18 protein-coding genes are annotated in these 18,003 nt (G+C 57.4%); 9 read left to right on the top strand and 9 right to left on the bottom strand.

The features are described 5' to 3' along the window. Positions 1-30: 30 nt before the first annotated feature. Positions 31-1,338, top strand: a complete 1,308-nt coding sequence (locus KGP25_RS09335) for a sulfurtransferase (protein ID WP_223540299.1) — start codon at positions 31-33, stop codon at positions 1,336-1,338. Here the strand turns inward: KGP25_RS09335 and KGP25_RS09330 are convergent. Together KGP25_RS09330 and KGP25_RS09325 are read right to left on the bottom strand one after the other, a co-directional pair. Further along, on the bottom strand, positions 1,335-1,952 hold the full coding sequence (locus tag KGP25_RS09330) for a CDP-alcohol phosphatidyltransferase family protein (RefSeq protein WP_223540298.1): 618 nt from the start codon (positions 1,950-1,952) through the stop codon (positions 1,335-1,337). The two genes, KGP25_RS09335 and KGP25_RS09330, sit on opposite strands and share 4 nt — an antisense overlap. After that, a complete protein-coding gene (locus KGP25_RS09325) occupies positions 1,945-2,514 on the bottom strand; it encodes a carboxymuconolactone decarboxylase family protein (protein WP_024908562.1) in 570 nt (189 codons plus the stop codon). The genes KGP25_RS09330 and KGP25_RS09325 overlap by 8 nt, the downstream gene beginning before the upstream one ends. 75 nt (positions 2,515-2,589) lie before the next feature. Between KGP25_RS09325 and KGP25_RS09320 the strand changes: the two genes are divergently transcribed. Further along, complete coding sequence (locus tag KGP25_RS09320) at positions 2,590-3,009, top strand: pyrimidine (deoxy)nucleoside triphosphate diphosphatase (RefSeq protein WP_276590488.1); 420 nt, start codon at positions 2,590-2,592, stop codon at positions 3,007-3,009. On the opposite strand, the gene KGP25_RS09315 is transcribed toward KGP25_RS09320, so the two are convergent. Then, positions 2,966-3,244, bottom strand: a complete 279-nt coding sequence (locus KGP25_RS09315; RefSeq protein ID WP_045910243.1) for a DUF1496 domain-containing protein — start codon at positions 3,242-3,244, stop codon at positions 2,966-2,968. The genes KGP25_RS09320 and KGP25_RS09315 overlap by 44 nt on opposite strands. A gap of 229 nt (positions 3,245-3,473) precedes the next feature. Here KGP25_RS09315 and gdhA point away from each other — a divergent pair, with 229 nt between their 5' ends. Then, positions 3,474-4,817 carry an NADP-specific glutamate dehydrogenase gene (gene gdhA / locus KGP25_RS09310; RefSeq protein WP_008500700.1) on the top strand — a complete coding sequence of 448 codons (1,344 nt, stop codon included), beginning with the start codon at positions 3,474-3,476 and terminating at the stop codon, positions 4,815-4,817. A gap of 116 nt (positions 4,818-4,933) precedes the next feature. Here gdhA and KGP25_RS09305 read toward each other — a convergent pair whose 3' ends face one another. The 3 genes from KGP25_RS09305 to KGP25_RS09295 all read right to left on the bottom strand — a co-directional run bounded on the left by KGP25_RS09305 (position 4,934) and on the right by KGP25_RS09295 (position 8,563). Beyond that, entirely contained in the window at positions 4,934-6,847 is a 1,914-nt protein-coding gene (locus tag KGP25_RS09305; protein ID WP_223540548.1) for a DNA topoisomerase III, read from the bottom strand. Between the two features lie 4 nt (positions 6,848-6,851). Next, positions 6,852-7,895 carry a selenide, water dikinase SelD gene (selD, locus tag KGP25_RS09300; protein WP_223540297.1) on the bottom strand — a complete coding sequence of 348 codons (1,044 nt, stop codon included), beginning with the start codon at positions 7,893-7,895 and terminating at the stop codon, positions 6,852-6,854. 116 nt (positions 7,896-8,011) lie between these two features. Further along, a complete protein-coding gene (locus KGP25_RS09295; RefSeq protein ID WP_023327148.1) occupies positions 8,012-8,563 on the bottom strand; it encodes an NAD(P)H nitroreductase in 552 nt (183 codons plus the stop codon). Between the two features lie 167 nt (positions 8,564-8,730). Between KGP25_RS09295 and sppA the strand changes: the two genes are divergently transcribed. From sppA to KGP25_RS09275, 4 genes are all read left to right on the top strand, one after another. Next, positions 8,731-10,587, top strand: coding sequence for a signal peptide peptidase SppA (gene sppA / locus KGP25_RS09290; RefSeq protein ID WP_045910239.1), 1,857 nt, complete (start codon positions 8,731-8,733; stop codon positions 10,585-10,587). A gap of 63 nt (positions 10,588-10,650) precedes the next feature. Further along, entirely contained in the window at positions 10,651-11,667 is a 1,017-nt protein-coding gene (gene ansA / locus KGP25_RS09285; protein ID WP_008500705.1) for an asparaginase, read from the top strand. A 9-nt stretch (positions 11,668-11,676) separates the two neighbouring features. Beyond that, the gene (pncA, locus tag KGP25_RS09280; protein ID WP_223540296.1) at positions 11,677-12,318 is read left to right on the top strand and encodes a bifunctional nicotinamidase/pyrazinamidase; all 642 of its coding nucleotides are present in this window, start codon (positions 11,677-11,679) and stop codon (positions 12,316-12,318) included. A gap of 220 nt (positions 12,319-12,538) precedes the next feature. Then, on the top strand, positions 12,539-13,792 hold the full coding sequence (locus tag KGP25_RS09275) for a glycoside hydrolase family 18 protein (protein ID WP_223540295.1): 1,254 nt from the start codon (positions 12,539-12,541) through the stop codon (positions 13,790-13,792). Between the two features lie 51 nt (positions 13,793-13,843). On the opposite strand, the gene KGP25_RS09270 is transcribed toward KGP25_RS09275, so the two are convergent. Together KGP25_RS09270 and msrB are read right to left on the bottom strand one after the other, a co-directional pair. Continuing rightward, positions 13,844-14,116 (bottom strand): YeaC family protein, encoded by a 273-nt coding sequence (locus KGP25_RS09270; protein WP_023327144.1) that lies wholly within the window; start codon positions 14,114-14,116, stop codon positions 13,844-13,846. A gap of 41 nt (positions 14,117-14,157) precedes the next feature. After that, the gene (gene msrB / locus KGP25_RS09265; protein WP_008500710.1) at positions 14,158-14,571 is read right to left on the bottom strand and encodes a peptide-methionine (R)-S-oxide reductase MsrB; all 414 of its coding nucleotides are present in this window, start codon (positions 14,569-14,571) and stop codon (positions 14,158-14,160) included. 341 nt (positions 14,572-14,912) lie between these two features. Between msrB and gapA the strand changes: the two genes are divergently transcribed. Beyond that, entirely contained in the window at positions 14,913-15,908 is a 996-nt protein-coding gene (gene gapA / locus KGP25_RS09260; protein WP_014831506.1) for a glyceraldehyde-3-phosphate dehydrogenase, read from the top strand. Positions 15,909-15,980: 72 nt separating this feature from the next. Beyond that, positions 15,981-16,865 carry a D-hexose-6-phosphate mutarotase gene (locus KGP25_RS09255; RefSeq protein ID WP_048027505.1) on the top strand — a complete coding sequence of 295 codons (885 nt, stop codon included), beginning with the start codon at positions 15,981-15,983 and terminating at the stop codon, positions 16,863-16,865. A 78-nt stretch (positions 16,866-16,943) separates the two neighbouring features. On the opposite strand, the gene KGP25_RS09250 is transcribed toward KGP25_RS09255, so the two are convergent. Then, on the bottom strand, positions 16,944-17,690 hold the full coding sequence (locus tag KGP25_RS09250) for a MipA/OmpV family protein (protein WP_045910236.1): 747 nt from the start codon (positions 17,688-17,690) through the stop codon (positions 16,944-16,946). Positions 17,691-18,003: the final 313 nt, after the last annotated feature.

Genomic DNA, 18,003 nt, shown 5'->3' with positions numbered 1-18,003 from the left:
CCCCCTCTTTTACTGACGTCAGGTTATTCGATGAAACGTGTTTCTCAACTGACCGCGCTGGCCCTGCTCTGCGGCCTCGCTTCTTTTTCCTCACTGGCGGCTGAGATGCCCAACGCCACCACGCTGTCTCAGCTTCAGGCACAGCACGGCACGCCTGTCGACACACGCGCCAGCGCCTTCTATAACGGCTGGCCGCAGACGCTCAGCGGCCCCTCCGGGCATGAACCCGCCGCACTCAACCTTGCTGCCGCCTGGCTTAGCGCCATGAGCGACGAGCAGATTGCGCTGTGGGCCAAACAGCATCAGCTTACCCCTGCGACGACCATCGCCCTGTACGGCGACGAGAACGATAACCAGGCGGTGAAAGCCCGCCTGGAGAAAGCCGGATACCGCCACGTTTCGCTGCTCAGCGATGCACTGCAGATCCCAGACCGCCTTCAGCGTCTGCCCCATTTTGAACAGCTGGTTTACCCGCAGTGGATCCACCGGCTCCAGCAGGGTAAACCCGTGACTGCCGCACCGGCGGGCGACTGGAAAGTGATCGAAGCCGCCTGGGGTGCACCGAAGTTTTACCTGCTGAACCACATTCCCGGTGCGGGCTATATCGACACCAACGAGGTGGAAAGCGAACCGTTGTGGAATAAAGTCTCCGACGACAAGCTGAAAGCGATGCTGGCGAAGCACGGGATCCGTCACGACACCACTGTCATCTTGTATGGCCGCGACGTCTACGCCGCCGCGCGCGTGGCGCAGATTATGCTGTATGCGGGCGTGAAGGATGTGCGTATTCTCGACGGCGGCTGGAAGGCGTGGTCAGATGCAGGCCTGCCGGTTGAGCGCGGCACGCCCGGTAAAGTAATGCCAGCCCCCGATTTTGGCGCGCCGATCCCCGGTCAGCCGCAGCTGATGGTGGATATGGAACAGGCGCGCGGCATGCTGCACCGTCAGGATGCCTCACTGGTCAGCATTCGCTCGTGGCCGGAGTTCATCGGCGAAACCAGCGGCTACAGCTACATCAAGCCAAAAGGTGAAATTGCCGGTGCCCGCTGGGGCCACGCGGGCAGCGATGCTACCCACATGGAGGATTTCCATAACCCGGATGGCACCATGCGCAGCGCAGACGACATCGCCGCACAGTGGAAGCGCTGGAATATTCTGCCGGAACAGCACGTCGCGTTTTACTGCGGCACCGGCTGGCGGGCCTCCGAAACCTTTATGTACGCCCGGGCGATGGGCTGGAAGAATATCGCCGTCTATGACGGCGGCTGGTACGAATGGAGCAGTCACCCGCAGAACCCGGTGACGACCGGTGAGCGCGGGCCTGAAAGCGCGCGCTAAGGGTTGAGTGACTTCAGCGTCACGTAGCCGCTCCAGATGCGCGTTGTGGTGGTCAGCCAGCACAGCGCGCCAAATACCCACGCGAAGAGCGTAAAGTGCGCCGGAAAGAGGCAGCACAGCACAAACAGCGCGAGGGTCTCCGTTCCTTCCGTTAACCCGCCGATGTAATAAAACGACTTGTGCGCATAGCCGGGGTTGTCGATGTCGTGCTTCGCGGCCAGCGCCGCAAACGCCAGAAAACTGCTGCCGGTCCCGATAAACGCAAACAGCAGCCAGGCCGCGGCCAGCGCATTCTCAACGGGTGCTGCCAGCGCAAAGCCAAACGGCACCAGGGCGTAGAACAGAAAATCGAGCGCAATATCGAGAAATCCCCCCGCATCGGTCAGCCCTCTGCGGCGCGCCAGCGCCCCATCCAGACCGTCCAGCAGGCGGTTCAGCACGATGATGACCAGCGCCGCCGGATACCAGCCAAGGGCCAGAAACGGCAGCGCCAGCACGCCGATGGCAAACCCGGTCAGGGTTAATCCGTCGGGCGTTATTCCCGGTCGGTCCAGCACAGAGACCAGACGATTCAGAGCCGGTTTTATCTGCGGATGAAGGTGGCGATCAAGCATGAGGCGTCTCGTTAAAGGTGGCGCACAGCCCCTGCGCCGGAATATCCAGCGCGGCGTTAAAGCGGGCAGAGAGATTCTGAAAGGCAATGAGCGCCGTCATCTCGGTGATAGCGTCATCCGTAAAATGGCGCTTCAGCGCCGCTCTGATGGCCTCATCCGCCCGGGGCGGCGTGGCGGTCACCGCCTCGGCGTAGGCCAGCGCCGCGCGCTCCTGCTCCGTGAACAAGGCGGAACCCTGCCAGTCGCTCACGGCCTGCACCTTATCCAGCGCCCCGCAGCGCTCGGCCAGCCGCAGGCTGTTGGCATCAATACAGAAAGCGCAGTGGCAGAGCTGGGACACCCGCGTCATGAGCAGCGAACGAAGCACGGGCGTCAGGCGCGCGCGACGACGCTCCAGAAAACCGACGAACAGCGCCACCAGCCAGAACAGACGCGGCATGCGCCCCCACCAGCGCGTGGGATTCAGCACGGCGCCAAAATGCTTTTTCTGCATCACGGCAATGGGTTTAAGGCTGGCGGGAAGGGATTCGATAGGGGCAACCCAGGCGGTAGTCTCTTTCACCTGATTCTCCTGATAGCTGGACTCTGAGAAAGGGCACGATAATATGTCTTTTTTCGCTATCAATTATTGACGACCATGCTGAAAACACTCGATGTCGTTGCCGCCATCATCGAAAAAGACGACAAAATTTTACTGGCACAGCGCCCTGCCCACGCCGACCAGCCGGGCATGTGGGAATTTGCAGGCGGCAAAGTCGAGGCGGGAGAAACCCAGCCCGAGGCGCTTATCCGCGAGCTGCGTGAAGAGTTAGGTATTGAAGCACGCCCTGCGCAATACGTGGCCAGCCACCAGCGTGTAGTCTCGCAGCGGTTAATCAACCTGCACGCCTGGCACGTTCCTGCGTTTAGCGGTGCGCTCACGGCGCACTACCACAGCGCGCTGGCGTGGTGTACGCCGGAAGAGGCGTTTGGCTACGCCTTAGCCCCTGCGGATATTCCCCTTCTGGAAGCGTTTATTGTTTTACGCGACGCCAGACCAGCGGGTTCGTGCCAATAACGCGCTCGTCGCGCTGGCACTGCAGCAGAACGCCCTCCGCTTTCACCACGGCCCCTTCCGAGTAGTTCTGATTCTGATAGATGCAGCACTGATTACAGGGCTGCACCGTTTGATTCTGGCCGCTGGAGCTAAACACTTCCGGCGGCACATTCACTTCCACGTCCGGGCGAATGCGGTCAGCCTGCGCACCTGCGGTAAAGATCACACATAATGCGGTCAGTAGATAACGGTTCATAGACACATCTTCCTGTTGTTCCCTTGATAATGACTATAACGGTAAACCAGCGCGGAACCTTTAATATATCTCGTCATCGCTTTTGGTTATGACGCAGCGCATTTCATTAATTTCCCTTTCGCCCTGAATTTCTGCTTGCCAGACAAAGCAGTACGGGTGGTATAGTCAAAAAAACAACACAAAACGCATAAGTCATATACAAACATTATTATAAGAGGTTCTTATATCTATGGATCAGACACGCTCTCTGGAAAGTTTCCTTGCCCATGTTCAGCAGCGCGACCCGCACCAAAGCGAGTTCGCCCAGGCCGTGCGTGAAGTGATGACCACCCTGTGGCCCTTCCTTGAACAAAACCCGCGCTATCGCCAGATGTCTTTGCTTGAACGCCTTGTCGAGCCAGAGCGCGTGATCCAGTTCCGCGTGACGTGGGTGGACGATCGCAACCAGGTGCAGGTTAACCGCGCGTGGCGCGTACAGTTTAACTCGGCCATCGGTCCGTTTAAGGGCGGCATGCGTTTCCATCCGTCCGTGAACCTGTCGATTCTGAAATTCCTCGGCTTCGAGCAGACCTTTAAAAACGCGCTGACCACGCTGCCCATGGGCGGCGGGAAAGGCGGCAGCGATTTCGACCCGAAAGGCAAAAGCGAAGGCGAAGTGATGCGTTTCTGCCAGGCGCTGATGACCGAACTCTATCGCCATCTTGGTCCTGACACCGACGTGCCTGCCGGTGATATCGGCGTGGGCGGGCGTGAAGTAGGCTTTATGGCCGGGATGATGAAAAAGCTCTCCAACAATAGCGCCTGCGTCTTTACCGGCAAAGGGTTGTCGTTTGGCGGGAGCCTGATCCGCCCGGAAGCGACCGGGTACGGTCTGGTTTACTTCACCGAAGCCATGCTCAAGCGTCACGGCCTGGGCTTCGAAGGTATGCGCGTCGCGGTGTCCGGCTCCGGTAACGTGGCGCAGTACGCAATTGAGAAAGCGATGCAGTTTGGCGCTCGCGTAGTGACCGCCTCTGATTCCAGCGGAACGGTGGTGGATGAAGCGGGCTTCACGGCAGAGAAGCTGGCGCGCCTGTGTGAAATCAAAGCCAGCCGCGATGGACGCGTGGCGGATTACGCCCGGGAGTTTGGCCTGACCTACCTGGAAGGGAAACAGCCGTGGGGCGTGCCGGTGGATATCGCCCTGCCGTGCGCCACGCAGAACGAGCTGGATGCTGAAGCCGCGCGCACGTTGATTAGCAATGGCGTAAAAGCGGTGGCCGAAGGGGCGAACATGCCGACCACGATCGATGCGACGGACCTGTTCCTGGAAGCGGGCGTGCTGTTTGCACCGGGCAAGGCCGCTAACGCGGGCGGCGTGGCGACCTCCGGCCTCGAGATGGCGCAAAACGCCGCGCGTCTCGGCTGGAAGGCGGAAAAAGTGGACGCGCGCCTGCACCATATCATGCTGGATATTCACCATGCGTGCGTGGAGTACGGCGGTGAAGCATCGCAAACCAATTACGTGCGCGGGGCGAATATCGCCGGGTTCGTGAAGGTAGCGGATGCGATGATTGGGCAGGGTGTGATTTAAGTTTTCGCTGCGTTCTCGCCCTGTAGGCCCGGTAAGGCGTAGCCGCCACCGGGCTTTTTTCAAGCCGCAGAGCTGTCTTTCGCCGGGTGGCGGCTTTGCCTTACCCGGCCTACGGGTTAAGAGGCGGCCGCGCTCTTCTTCTTTTTAAACGGTTTCTTCGCACCCGCGCCTGGTGCAACCATCCCTCTGAAGCGCTTCACCGGCGTGCTGCGCGCCTGATCGATCAGCTGGTAAAGCGTCCCCACCAGCGGCTGCATAAAGTCCTGATAGCGGCACTGCTTCTCGCTAATCTGCGTCAGCACCGACTCCCAGTGCGCGGTCATGTCAGGCCTGGCGGCAAGCTCAGGCAGGGAGTGAATCAGCGCGCGGCCCGGCTCGGTCGAATGGATGTAGCGCCCCTTTTTCTCAAGAAAACCGCGCTTAAAGAGCAGCTCGATGATCCCCGCGCGGGTCGCCTCCGTGCCCAGACCGTCGGTGGCGCGCAGGATCTTCTTCAGATCTTTATCATGCACGAACCGGGCGATGCCGGTCATCGCGGACAGCAGCGTCGCATCGGTGAAATGGCGCGGCGGCTGAGTCTGACGCTCAACCACTTCGCCCTTCTCGCACAGCAGTTCGTCATCTTTAGCAACCACAGGCAGCGGCGTGCCGTCGTTCTCCTCGTCACGCTCTTTGTTCCCCAGCAGCGTGCGCCAGCCTGCTTCAGCAAGGAAACGGGCTTTCGCAATGAATTTCCCTTTCGCGATTTCCAGTTCGATCACGCATTTGCGGAACACCGCGTCCGGGCAGAACTGCATCAGGTACTGGCGGGCGATCAGGTTATAGACCTTTGCTTCGTTGTCGGTCAGGTTGACGTTGCTGGCGCGCGCCGTCGGGATAATCGCGTGGTGGGCGTCCACCTTTTTGTCGTCCCAGCAGCGGTTATGGGTGTCCGGGTTCACCACCGGCTGCGGCAGCAGATCCGGCGCATGCACGCTAATGGCGTTCATCACCGAATGACGACCGGCAAAATGCTCTTCCGGCAGATAGCGGCTATCTGAACGCGGATAGGTGATGAGCTTGTGGGTTTCATAGAGCTTCTGGCAGATGTCCAGCACGTTCTGCGCGCTGAGGCCAAAGCGCTTCGCGGCCTCAATCTGCAGGGCCGACAGCGAGAACGGCAGCGGCGCGGGTTCTGATTCCCGTTTATCGTTATAGCTGGTAACGATAGCCGGCTGTCCGGTAATGCGATTAACCACATGATCCGCCAGCGGGCGGTGCAGCAAACGCCCCTCTTCATCCTGATACGATTCGCAGGCATCGCTCGGCTGCCAGACGGCGGTGAAGCGCTCGTCTTTAGGCGTGACGATATGGGCTTTCACCTCAAAGAAATCTTTAGCGACGAAGTTCTCAATCTCTTCGTCACGACGCACGACCAGCCCCAGCACCGGCGTCTGCACGCGCCCCACGGAGAGCACGCCCTGATAGCCCGCGTTGCGCCCGAGGATGGTGTAGGCGCGGGTCATGTTGATACCGTACAGCCAGTCGGCGCGGGCACGCGCGAGCGCCGAGACGCACAGCGGAATAAACTCGCTGTTGGCGCGCAGGCGCGAAATGGCTCGCTCCACCGCCTGCGGGTTGAGGTCGTTGATCAGGCAGCGCTGCACCTGCTGGCGCTTTTCCGGCGCCAGTTCAAGATAGTCCAGCACCTCATCCACCAGCAGCTGTCCTTCCCTGTCCGGGTCACCCGCGTGCACGATTTCTTCGGCTTCATGCAGGAAGCGTTTGATCACGTTGAGCTGTTTGGTGACTGAAGGCCGGGGCTGCAGGCGCCATTTTTCAGGCACGATGGGCAGATCGTTCAAATTCCAGCGGGCGTAGCGGCTGTCGTAGACATCCGGCTGCGCCTGCTCAAGCAGGTGACCGATACACCAGGTGACCACCTGCCCGTTACCGCATTCGATAAAGCCGTCGCCCTTGCGATGCGGCTTGGGCAGCACATCGGCAATGGCACGGGCCAGGCTCGGCTTTTCGGCAATAAACAACCGCATCGAATTAACGGATCTCAATCATCGGTCGGCCACCGCGCGCGGTTACCAGCTCGCCAATCGCCGTCAGGGTAATGCCTAACTCGGCGGCCGTGGCCTGGACCTCGGCTTCGGACTCCGGCGTCACCGCCAGCAGCAGGCCGCCGGAGGTTTGTGGATCGCACAGCAGGTTGCGCCATTCTTCTGGCATTTCGCCCATCAGGTGACCGTAGCTGGCGAAGTTACGCTGGGTACCGCCCGGGACCGCGCCCTGAGCAATGTACTCTTCCACGCCCGGCAGCTTCGGCACGTCCTGATACCAGACCTGCGCCTGCACGCCCGCGCCCTGACACACTTCGGAGAGGTGCCCCAGCAGACCAAAACCAGTCACGTCGGTCATCGCCTTCACGCCGTCGATATTGGCGAACGCCGCACCGGCGAGGTTCATCTGGCACATGACTTCGGTTGCCAGCCCTTTGTGCTCCGGTTTCAGCAGGGACTTTTTCTCGGCGGTGGTCAGCACGCCAATACCCAGCGGCTTGGTGAGGAACAGCTTGCAGCCCGCCTGTGCGGTGCTGTTGCGCTTCACGCGTTCGGTCGGCACCACACCGGTGACGGCCAGGCCGAAGATAGGCTCCGGCGCATCGATAGAGTGACCACCGGCCAGCGCAATTCCTGCCTGCTGGCAGGCGAAACGGCCGCCATCAATCACTTCACGGGCCACTTCCGGCGGGATGGTGTTGATCGGCCAGCCCAGAATGGCGATCGCCATAATCGGCTTACCGCCCATGGCAAAGATATCGCTGATGGCGTTGGTGGCCGCAATGCGCCCGAAATCGAACGGATTGTCGACAATCGGCATAAAGAAGTCGGTGGTACTGATAATGCTGGTGCCGTTACCTAAGTCATAAACTGCAGCATCGTCGCGCGTTTCATTGCCGACAAGCAGGTTCGGGTCGACAAACTTCGCCTGTTCACTGTGCAGGATGGTCTCCAGCACCTTCGGGGAAATTTTACAACCGCAACCGGCTCCGTGGCTGTACTGCGTTAAACGAATGGTTTGCTCGCTCATGGACGTCTCCTGTCATCTCAATCGCGCTATGGTAGCGCTCATTCCATAAAGAGGTAAGTATGACTGTCTGAATTCTGCGGCAGATGCTCAGAATCCAGACAGTTTAGCGTGCGTTATCAGAAGCGGCTGACGAAAGGCGTGGTGTCCGGCACGCTGATGGTGCTGGAGGCTTTAAGCTGCGGGGTGCCGAGGTAGAGGAAACCGACAATTTTGTCATGCTCACCGCAGCCAAAACCGTCACGGACCGCCGGGCTTTCGGTCAGCGCACCGGTGCGCCAGATACCGTTGAAGCCTTGCGCGACGGCGGCCATTTGCATCGCCATCACCGCACAGCCCGCAGACATTTCCTGTTCCCAGACCGGGACTTTATGGCCCGCCTGGCATTTTGCCACGACAGCGATGATCATCGGGGCGCGGAACGGGGCATTGCGCGCCTTGTCGATCCCCTTCTCATCCTGCCCTGCGGCCACCGCCCCCTGTTCCAGCAGTTGGCTGAAACGATCGCGTCCTTCGCCTTCAATTACAAAGAAGTGCCACGGCTGCAGTGTGCCATGATCGGGGGCACGCATGCCGGCACGCAGAATGTTCTCCAGCTGCTCGCCTGCCGGGGCAGGTTCGGCCAGACGGGAAGCGCTACGGCGGTTAACAAGCAGTTCGAGTGCGTCCATTGGTTAACTCCTTTCTTGAAATTTACTCACAAAATTAACACGACGGCAGATTTTGTTACAGCCTGGCAGGCGATTCCTGCTGACAAGTGGCGGTTGGGTCATTACGATAACCCAACATTACCGTCCAGTGGCGACGGAAACAGTCATTTTCTGGTTAGGGAGAATACATGCGAACCCTTTGGCGAATTATTGCCGGTTTCTTTAAATGGACGTGGCGACTGCTCAACTTCGTCCGCAACCTGGTGATGAACATCTTCTTCATCCTCCTGGTCCTGGTTTGCGCGGGTATCTGGATGCACATCAGCAACGCGAATCAGGCGCAGCATTCGACTCGCGGGGCCTTGTTACTTGATATCACCGGCGTAATCGTTGATAAACCGTCAGCCAGCAACCGTCTGGGCGTAATCAGCCGTCAACTGTTTGGCGCCACGTCAGACCGTCTGCAGGAAAATTCCCTGTTCGATATCGTCGATGCCATCCGTCAGGCCAAAGATGACCGCAACATCACCGGCATCGTGCTGGATCTGAAAGATTTTGCCGGCGGCGATCAGCCGTCTATGCAGTACATCGGTAAAGCGCTGCGCGAATTCCGCGACAGCGGCAAGCCGGTCATTGCCGTGGGCGACAGCTACAGCCAGGGACAATATTATCTGGCGAGCTTCGCCAATAAGATCTGGCTCTCCCCACAGGGTACGGTCGATCTGCACGGCTTTGCCACCAACGGCCTGTACTACAAATCGCTGCTCGATAAGCTGAAGGTCACCACCCACGTCTTCCGCGTCGGTACGTACAAATCTGCCGTGGAGCCGTTTATCCGCGACGATATGTCCCCTGCCGCCCGCGAAGCGGACAGCCGCTGGATTGGCGAGCTGTGGCAGAACTATCTGGGCACCGTTGCCGCGAACCGTCAGATTACGCCTGAGCAGGTGTTCCCTGGCGCGCAGGGCGTGCTGGCAGGCCTGCGTAAGGTTGACGGCGATACCGCGAAATATGCGCTCGATAACAAACTGGTTGATGCCCTGGGCACCAGCGCCGAGATTGAAAAATCCCTGAGCAAACAGTTTGGCTGGAGCAAAGAGGACAAAAATTACAGCGCCATCAGCATGTATGATTACTCGACGAAGAAACCGGATGAGAACGGTGACAGCGTCGCGGTGGTCTTTGCTAACGGTGCGATCATGGACGGTCAGGAGACCCCGGGGAACGTGGGCGGCGATACCACCGCGTCACAAATCCGCGATGCGCGCCTGGATCCGAAAGTGAAGGCGATTGTCCTGCGGGTCAACAGCCCTGGCGGTAGCGTCAGCGCCTCCGAAGTCATCCGCGCTGAACTGGCCGCGGCGCGCGCCGCCGGTAAGCCGGTCGTCGTCTCAATGGGCGGAATGGCCGCCTCCGGAGGTTACTGGATCTCCACGCCAGCCAACTACATCGTGGCTAACCCAAGCACGCTGACCGGCTCGATTGGTATCTTCGGGGTGATCAACACCGTAGAGAACAGCCTGGATTCTCTGGGCGTGCATACCGACGGCGTAGCGACTTCTCCGCTGGCGGATGTCTCGGTGACCAAATCCCTGCCGCCGGAAGTCTCTGAGATGATGCAGCTCAGCATTGAGAACGGCTATAAACGCTTTATCACCCTGGTCGCAGACTCGCGTAAAAAGACGCCTGAGCAGATCGACCAGATTGCACAGGGCCACGTCTGGACCGGTCAGGATGCGAAGAGCAACGGACTGGTGGACAGCCTGGGTGACTTCGATGACGCGGTGAAGAAAGCCGCCGAACTGGCGAAGCTGAAGCAGTGGCATATCGAGTATTACCAGGACGAACCGTCGTTCTTCGATATGGTCATGGACAGCATGTCCGGCTCGGTACGCGCCATGCTGCCGGAGGCGCTGCAGGCTTACCTGCCTGCGCCGGTCGCCACGGCGGCAAAAGCGATGAAGGCGGAAAGCGATAAGCTTGCGGCCTTTAACGATCCACAGAGTCGTTACGCGTTTTGTCTGACCTGCGCGAACGTCCGTTAAAAACCGTCCCCTCTTCCCGCGAAGAGGGGATTTTTTTCTTTTGAAGAACAAGAACTCACTACCATGCAGAAGAAATCGATTTATGTAGCCTACACTGGCGGTACCATCGGTATGCAGCGCTCCGAAAACGGCTACATCCCCGTCTCCGGCCACCTTCAGCGTCAGCTTGCGCTGATGCCCGAATTCCACCGTCCGGAAATGCCTGACTTTACTATCCATGAATACGAGCCGCTGATGGACTCCTCCGACATGACGCCGGAAGACTGGCAGCACATCGCGGATGACATTAAAGCCCATTACGACCAGTACGACGGCTTCGTGATCCTGCACGGTACCGACACCATGGCGTTTACCGCCTCGGCGCTCTCCTTCATGCTGGAGAACCTGAGCAAGCCGGTTATCGTCACCGGGTCGCAAATTCCGCTGGCGGAACTGCGCTCCGACGGGCAGATCAACCTGCTGAACTCCCTGTACGTGGCGGCGAATTACCCGATTAACGAAGTGTCGTTGTTCTTTAACAATCGTCTTTATCGCGGTAACCGCACCACCAAAGCCCACGCCGACGGCTTTGACGCCTTTGCCTCACCTAACCTGCAGCCGCTGCTGGAGGCCGGTATTCATATCCGTCGTCTGGGAACCCCTCCTGCGCCGAACACCGCGGGCGAGCTGATTGTTCATCCGATTACTCCGCAACCGATTGGCGTGGTCACCATCTATCCGGGTATCTCTGCGGACGTGGTGCGTAACTTCCTGCGCCAGCCGGTGAAGGCGCTGATCCTGCGCTCCTACGGCGTGGGCAATGCGCCGCAGAACGGTGAATTCCTGAAAGAGCTTCAGGAAGCCAGCGAGCGTGGAATTGTGGTGGTGAACCTGACCCAGTGTATGTCCGGTAAAGTGAATATGGGCGGCTATGCCACCGGCAACGCGCTGGCGCATGCGGGGGTGATCAGCGGTTTCGATATGACCGTTGAGGCAACGCTGACTAAACTTCACTATTTACTGAGTCAGGATCTGGACATTCAGTCCATTCGCAGCGCGATGATGCAAAACCTGCGCGGCGAACTGACGCCTGACGAATAAGGAGGTCTCATGAAGCAACGCGCCCTGCTCCTGGTCGATTTGCAAAATGATTTCTGCGCGGGCGGTGCGCTGGCCGTCGCCGAAGGTGACAGCACCGTTGACGTGGCCAACACGCTGATTGACTGGTGCAAAGCCCGCGGTGAAGCGGTTGTCGCAAGCCAGGACTGGCACCCGGCAAATCACGGCAGCTTTGCCAGCCAGCACAACGTCGAGCCGTTCACCCAGGGTGAACTCGACGGGCTGGCGCAAACCTTCTGGCCGGATCACTGCGTACAGCAGACGGAAGGCGCGGCGCTGCATCCGCTCCTGAATCAAAAGGCCATCGATGCGGTGTTCCACAAAGGCGAAAACCCGGCTATCGACAGCTATAGCGCGTTTTTTGATAACGGGCATCGTCGGAAAACCGCTCTCGATGCGTGGTTACGTCACCACGAAATCACGGAGCTGATTGTGCTGGGGCTGGCAACGGACTACTGCGTGAAGTTCACCGTGCTGGACGCGCTTCAGTTAGGCTACACCGTCAGCGTCATCACCGACGGCTGCCGCGGGGTGAACATTCACCCGCAGGACAGCGCCCAGGCGTTTATGGATATGGCAGCGGAAGGCGCGACGCTGTATACGCTCGAAGACTGGCTGGAAACGCAGGCTTAGGCCTTTTAAGCCGGGTGGCGGCTGCGCCTTACCTGGCCTACTTCTTTGGTTTTGTAGGCCGGGTAAGCGTCAGCGCCACCCGGCAAACCCCCTCCGATCTCCCATAAAGTGAACTCCCTCGCAACCTCAGCGAAGCGGCAATGCTATTCTCTTTAGGCTGTTTTTTCGCCACGCCTTTTCCGTGGCGTGGTTAATTTTATTAAGTCAAAGAGGAACTTGTATGAAACGTTTGCCCTTGCTGGCAGCATTACCCTTGCTTTGCGCGTCAGTTGCCTCCGCCAGTTCCCTGATGTCCGTGGGCTACTTTAACGGGGGCGGCGATGTCACCGCCGGACCGGGTGGCGATATCAATAAACTGGACGTTCGCCAGATCACCCACCTGAACTACTCGTTTGGTCTGGTCTATAATGACGAAAAAGACGAAACCAACGCCGCGCTGAAAGATCCGGCGAAGTTGCATCAAATCTGGCTATCGCCAAAAGTGGCGTCCGATCTGGCCTTAATCCCCACTCTGCGTAAGCAAAACCCAAATCTTAAGGTCCTGCTCTCCGTCGGCGGCTGGGGCGCGCGTGGCTTCTCTGGCGCAGCGGCAACCCAAGAGAGCCGCGCGGTGTTCATCCGCTCCGCACAGGAGATTGTCGAAAAATATGATCTGGACGGGATCGATCTCGACTGGGAGTATCCGGTCAACGGTGCCTGGGGGCTGGTGGCAAGCCAGCCCGCCGACCGGGATAACTTTACCGCCCTGCTGAAGGAGATGCGCGACGCGTTCGGGCACAAAAAGCTGGTGACCATTGCGGTAGGCGCGAATGCGGAAAGTCCGAAAAGCTGGGTGGATGTGAAAGCCATTGCGCCTCTGCTCGACTACATCAACCTGATGACCTACGACATGGCGTACGGCACGCAGTACTTCAATGCCAACCTGTATGACTCCAGCGCCTGGCCGACGGTGGCCGCCGCAGACAAATACAGCGTCGATTTTGTGGTGAACAACTATCTGGCCGCCGGGCTGAAGCCGCAGCAGATGAATCTCGGGATTGGTTTCTATGGCCGCGTACCGAAACGCGCCGTAGAGCCGGGCATTGACTGGACGAAACCCGATGCGCAAAAAAATCCGGCCACTCAGCCCTACTTCGGGCCGCAGGAGATTGGGTTGTTCAAGTCACTCGGCTATGACCTGACCAAAGATACCTACGTGAAGTACAACGATATCGTCAAAAAGCTGCTGAACGATCCGCAGAAACGCTTTACTGAACACTGGGACGACCAGGCAAAGGTGCCGTGGCTCTCGGTGAAAGGTGCCGATGGCAGCGCGCTGTTTGCGATTTCGTATGAGAACCCGCGATCCGTGGCGATCAAAGCGGACTACATCAAAGAGAAAGGGCTCGCCGGAGCGATGTTCTGGGAGTACGGCGCGGATGACGAAAACCAGTTAGCGAAGCAGCTGGCGGCGTCGCTCGGGATCCCACACTAAGGTGTAGTGTGCCGGGTGGCGCTAGCGCTTACCCGGCCTACAGGGAGAGCCTTATTTGAAAGTCGCAATCGGCTTCGGCGTGATACCGAAGTCCTCTTTCAGCTCACGCTTGCTCTTCATCACCATCTGACCACGGGTGTCGATCGTCATGTGCTGCGCGTCAGTGTTGTTGCGCGCCTGCCACAGCATCACCAGCTGCAGGCTGTTCTCTTTCTGCTCCGGGGTCAGCGCGACGCCATCGGGCCATTTTCCCAGCTCTACGGCGGTGACCAGACGCTGATAAATTTCCGGCGTCATCCCGCTAATCATGTCTTCAATATTCACAATCCCGCCCTTTCGAAGGAATAATTTGCTGAATCGTTTTTTCAACCCTTGATCTGGTCGCCGTTTTCGTCGTCAGTGAAGCTCATTGAGGCTGAATTCACGCAGAAACGCTCGCCCGTTGGCTGAGGGCCATCCGGGAAGACGTGGCCAAGGTGCGCATCGCAGTTGCCGCAGCGAATTTCGGTGCGCACCATACCGTGCGACGAGTCGGTCAGATAGCGGATAGCCTCATCGCTCACCGGCTCGTAAAAGCTCGGCCATCCGCAGCCCGAATCAAATTTCGTTTGTGAATTAAACAGCGGGGCATCACAGACCAGGCAGTGGTAGACACCGTCCCGCTTGTTGTGCAGTAAACGCCCGGTGAACGGGGGTTCCGTTCCGTGGTTCTGCGTCACGTAAAACTGCATTTCTGTGAGGTTTTTTTTCAAATCGTCAGGGTTACGTTGGTTCGACATATGCTTACATCTCGCTGTAGAAACAGACATCTTTTACCCCGCATTCTAACAAAACATTAACACCCTTGCGTGCACTTTTGATCTAAACTTATGTGTCGCGAAAAGGCGGTCAGGCAATTGTGATCACATTCACATTTTTATCCTGCGAGGACTTTAAAATTCCGGGCGCAGCCCCCATGTGGTTGCAAGCTCAAAGGGAAAGTGAGGCGAGTCAGTCGCACAAACGTTAGTCACAGGATTGATTTGTCGCAATGATTGACACGATTCCGCTTGACGCTGCGTAAGGTTTTTGTAATTTTACAGGCAACCTTTTATTCACTAACAAATAGCTGGTGGAATATATGACTATCAAAGTAGGTATCAACGGTTTTGGCCGTATCGGCCGTATTGTTTTCCGTGCTGCTCAGAAACGTTCTGACATCGAAATCGTTGGTATCAACGATCTCCTGGACGCTGAATACATGGCGTACATGCTGAAGTACGACTCAACTCACGGTCGTTTCGACGGCACCGTTGAAGTGAAAGACGGCCACCTGGTTGTAAATGGCAAAACCATCCGCGTTACTGCTGAGAAAGACCCAGCTAACCTGAAATGGAACGAAATTGGTGTTGACGTTGTTGCTGAAGCAACCGGTATCTTCCTGACCGACGAAACTGCACGTAAACACATCACTGCTGGTGCGAAGAAAGTTGTTCTGACTGGTCCTTCCAAAGACAACACCCCAATGTTCGTTCGTGGTGCAAACTTCGAAACTTACGCTGGCCAGGATATCGTGTCTAACGCATCCTGCACCACCAACTGCCTGGCACCGCTGGCTAAAGTTATCAACGACAACTTCGGCATCATCGAAGGTCTGATGACTACCGTTCACGCAACCACCGCTACTCAGAAAACCGTTGATGGCCCGTCTCACAAAGACTGGCGCGGCGGCCGTGGCGCGGCTCAGAACATCATCCCATCCTCTACCGGTGCGGCTAAAGCTGTAGGTAAAGTACTGCCAGAACTGAATGGCAAACTGACTGGTATGGCGTTCCGCGTTCCAACTCCTAACGTATCCGTTGTTGACCTGACCGTTCGTCTGGAAAAAGCTGCTTCTTATGAAGAAATTAAGAAAGCAATCAAAGCTGCTTCCGAAGGCGCAATGAAAGGCGTTCTGGGCTACACCGAAGACGACGTTGTTTCTACCGATTTCAACGGCGAAGTGTGCACTTCCGTGTTCGATGCTAAAGCAGGTATCGCACTGAACGACAACTTCGTTAAACTGGTATCCTGGTACGACAACGAAACCGGCTACTCTAACAAAGTACTGGACCTGATCGCTCACATCTCCAAATAAGTTGAGATGAGTGTTTGATCCAAAAAGGCGACTTCGGTCGCCTTTTTTATTTATAAGACAGAGGATTGCTTAATGATTAATAAAATTTTTGCACTTCCGGTAGTCGAACAACTTACCCCTGTGCTCTCCCGCCGCCAGATTGACGGTGCTGACGTTATCGTCGTTGACCATCCACGCGTTAAGGCCTCCGTGGCGCTGAACGGCGCCCACCTGCTCTCCTGGAAACCCGAAGGTGAAGCAGAGGGATTGTGGCTGAGCGATGCGACCTCTTTCAAAAAAGGGGCGGCGATTCGCGGCGGCGTACCGATCTGCTGGCCGTGGTTCGGCCCGTCCGCACAGCCAGGTTTGCCTTCTCACGGTTTTGCCCGTAACCAGCAGTGGACCCTGAAAGCGCATAACGAAGACGACAACGGCGCCGTGCTGACCTTTGAGCTGCAGGCTAATGACGAAACCCGCGCGCTCTGGCCGCACGATTTCACCCTGTACGCCCGCTTTAAGCTGGGTAAAACCTGTGAAATCGAACTGGAAGCCCATGGCGAGTTCGAAACCACCTCCGCCCTGCACACCTATTTCAACGTGGGTGACATCAGCGCAGTGAAGGTGAGCGGCCTTGGCGATACCTTTATCGACAAAGTCGATAACGCCAAAGAAGGGAAGCTGAGTGACGGCGTTCAGGCGTTTCCTGACCGTACCGACCGCGTCTATCTGCATCCGGAAGCATGCAGCATGATCCACGACGGTGCCCTGAACCGCGGCATCGAGGTGGTACATCACCACCATAGCAACGTGGTGGGCTGGAACCCGGGTCCGGCGCTGTCTGTCAGCATGGCCGACGTGCCTGACGACGGTTATAAAACGTTCGTCTGCGTGGAAACCGCCTGCGTGACCACCCCGCAGAAAGCGAGTGAAGAAAAGCCATCTCGTTTAGGGCAGACGATCCGCATTGTTAAGCGATAATCTCGCTGCACCACACTAAAGCAAACGGGGCGCATGCGCCCCGTTTTAATGCATCAATTGCACACTATGAGTGCACAATCAGAACTTGTAGGTCACACCGACAGAGAAGATGCCTGCCCAGGACTTGTCGACCATCGGGCTATCCTTCACTTCATCGCTCAGACGCTCATAACGGCCAGTACCGTACACGCTCCAGTCGCCGAGGAAGTTATAGCTCGCGGTCAGCTCCAGGTACGGATCCCAGCCGTCATCTGCGCTGTAACTCTTCAGACCGCTACGACGGGACTCGTTTTTAGAGACGCCATAATAGTAGTCGTTGTAGTTCTCGCTGTTGTACTGCACACCAATCCCCGGGGTCAAAGTCAAAGCACCGTTGGTATAGCGGTACAACCACGCCAGGTCCCAGATAAAACCGTTGCTGTTATCCAGCGTATCGCCTGCCAGGGCCGTACGCAGGAAGCCATACTGGGTGTTATGCACATAAGAGAGGCCAGCCATCATTGAGCTTTTACGCTTGTCGAGCTGGCGAAGCGCGTGGCTGTCGCTATCACCCGGCTTGAAGTGCGTCGGATCATAGTAAGCCATGATGGAGAGCTTATCGGCCGTATCGTTCCACAGATAGTAGCCGCCACCGAGCCCACGGAACCAGACGTTATCCCCTTCATAGGTGATAACGGGAACAGGGTAAACATCACGGTCATACTGTTTGTACGGGCTGTTAATGACGCCAACACCCGCGCCAACCGTCCACTGACTTTCCGCCTGTGCGGTGCTTACTGCGGTCGCGGCAAGGATGCCTAATGCCAGAAGTTTGAGTTTGGTCACAATCCATTCTTTCCTGTAGTCAAATAATCAGCGGGTGAAGTGTAACCGCCATTCCCATACATCCCAAAATTTTTTGCCTGCTAATCAGTCCGATTAACCCATTATTTTTAACTTATCAGATGACAACCGGCTTTCATTTACATGACCGCTGAATGAAAAATGTGCTTTTGCCTTATTACCAGAGTGGAAATTTTTGGATGAGTTATTGATATGTCATTGAAAGTAGATTTTATGGGCATGCAAGTTTTGCAAATGCCATCTACGCTTTAATTTAAGAAGAGTTTTCCTGAACACCCTGCGGTTCTTAGCGTCT

The organism is Enterobacter sp. JBIWA003 (assembly GCF_019968825.1).
Lineage (GTDB): Bacteria > Pseudomonadota > Gammaproteobacteria > Enterobacterales > Enterobacteriaceae > Enterobacter > Enterobacter quasiroggenkampii.
This window is presented reverse-complemented; position numbering and strand designations above follow the sequence as displayed.

Excerpts from the sequence above, each read along its gene's own strand:
- ansA (WP_008500705.1), top strand. The coding sequence starts at position 10,651 with ATGCAGAAGAAATCGATTTATGTAGCCTACACTGGCGGTACCATCGGT.
- KGP25_RS09330 (WP_223540298.1), bottom strand. The coding sequence starts at position 1,952 with ATGCTTGATCGCCACCTTCATCCGCAGATAAAACCGGCTCTGAATCGT.
- KGP25_RS09320 (WP_276590488.1), top strand. The coding sequence starts at position 2,590 with ATGCTGAAAACACTCGATGTCGTTGCCGCCATCATCGAAAAAGACGAC.
- KGP25_RS09255 (WP_048027505.1), top strand. The coding sequence starts at position 15,981 with ATGATTAATAAAATTTTTGCACTTCCGGTAGTCGAACAACTTACCCCT.
- sppA (WP_045910239.1), top strand. The coding sequence starts at position 8,731 with ATGCGAACCCTTTGGCGAATTATTGCCGGTTTCTTTAAATGGACGTGG.
- KGP25_RS09315 (WP_045910243.1), bottom strand. The coding sequence starts at position 3,244 with ATGAACCGTTATCTACTGACCGCATTATGTGTGATCTTTACCGCAGGT.
- KGP25_RS09275 (WP_223540295.1), top strand. The coding sequence starts at position 12,539 with ATGAAACGTTTGCCCTTGCTGGCAGCATTACCCTTGCTTTGCGCGTCA.
- gapA (WP_014831506.1), top strand. The coding sequence starts at position 14,913 with ATGACTATCAAAGTAGGTATCAACGGTTTTGGCCGTATCGGCCGTATT.
- KGP25_RS09305 (WP_223540548.1), bottom strand. The coding sequence starts at position 6,847 with ATGCGGTTGTTTATTGCCGAAAAGCCGAGCCTGGCCCGTGCCATTGCC.
- gdhA (WP_008500700.1), top strand. The coding sequence starts at position 3,474 with ATGGATCAGACACGCTCTCTGGAAAGTTTCCTTGCCCATGTTCAGCAG.
- KGP25_RS09295 (WP_023327148.1), bottom strand. The coding sequence starts at position 8,563 with ATGGACGCACTCGAACTGCTTGTTAACCGCCGTAGCGCTTCCCGTCTG.
- msrB (WP_008500710.1), bottom strand. The coding sequence starts at position 14,571 with ATGTCGAACCAACGTAACCCTGACGATTTGAAAAAAAACCTCACAGAA.
- pncA (WP_223540296.1), top strand. The coding sequence starts at position 11,677 with ATGAAGCAACGCGCCCTGCTCCTGGTCGATTTGCAAAATGATTTCTGC.
- selD (WP_223540297.1), bottom strand. The coding sequence starts at position 7,895 with ATGAGCGAGCAAACCATTCGTTTAACGCAGTACAGCCACGGAGCCGGT.
- KGP25_RS09335 (WP_223540299.1), top strand. The coding sequence starts at position 31 with ATGAAACGTGTTTCTCAACTGACCGCGCTGGCCCTGCTCTGCGGCCTC.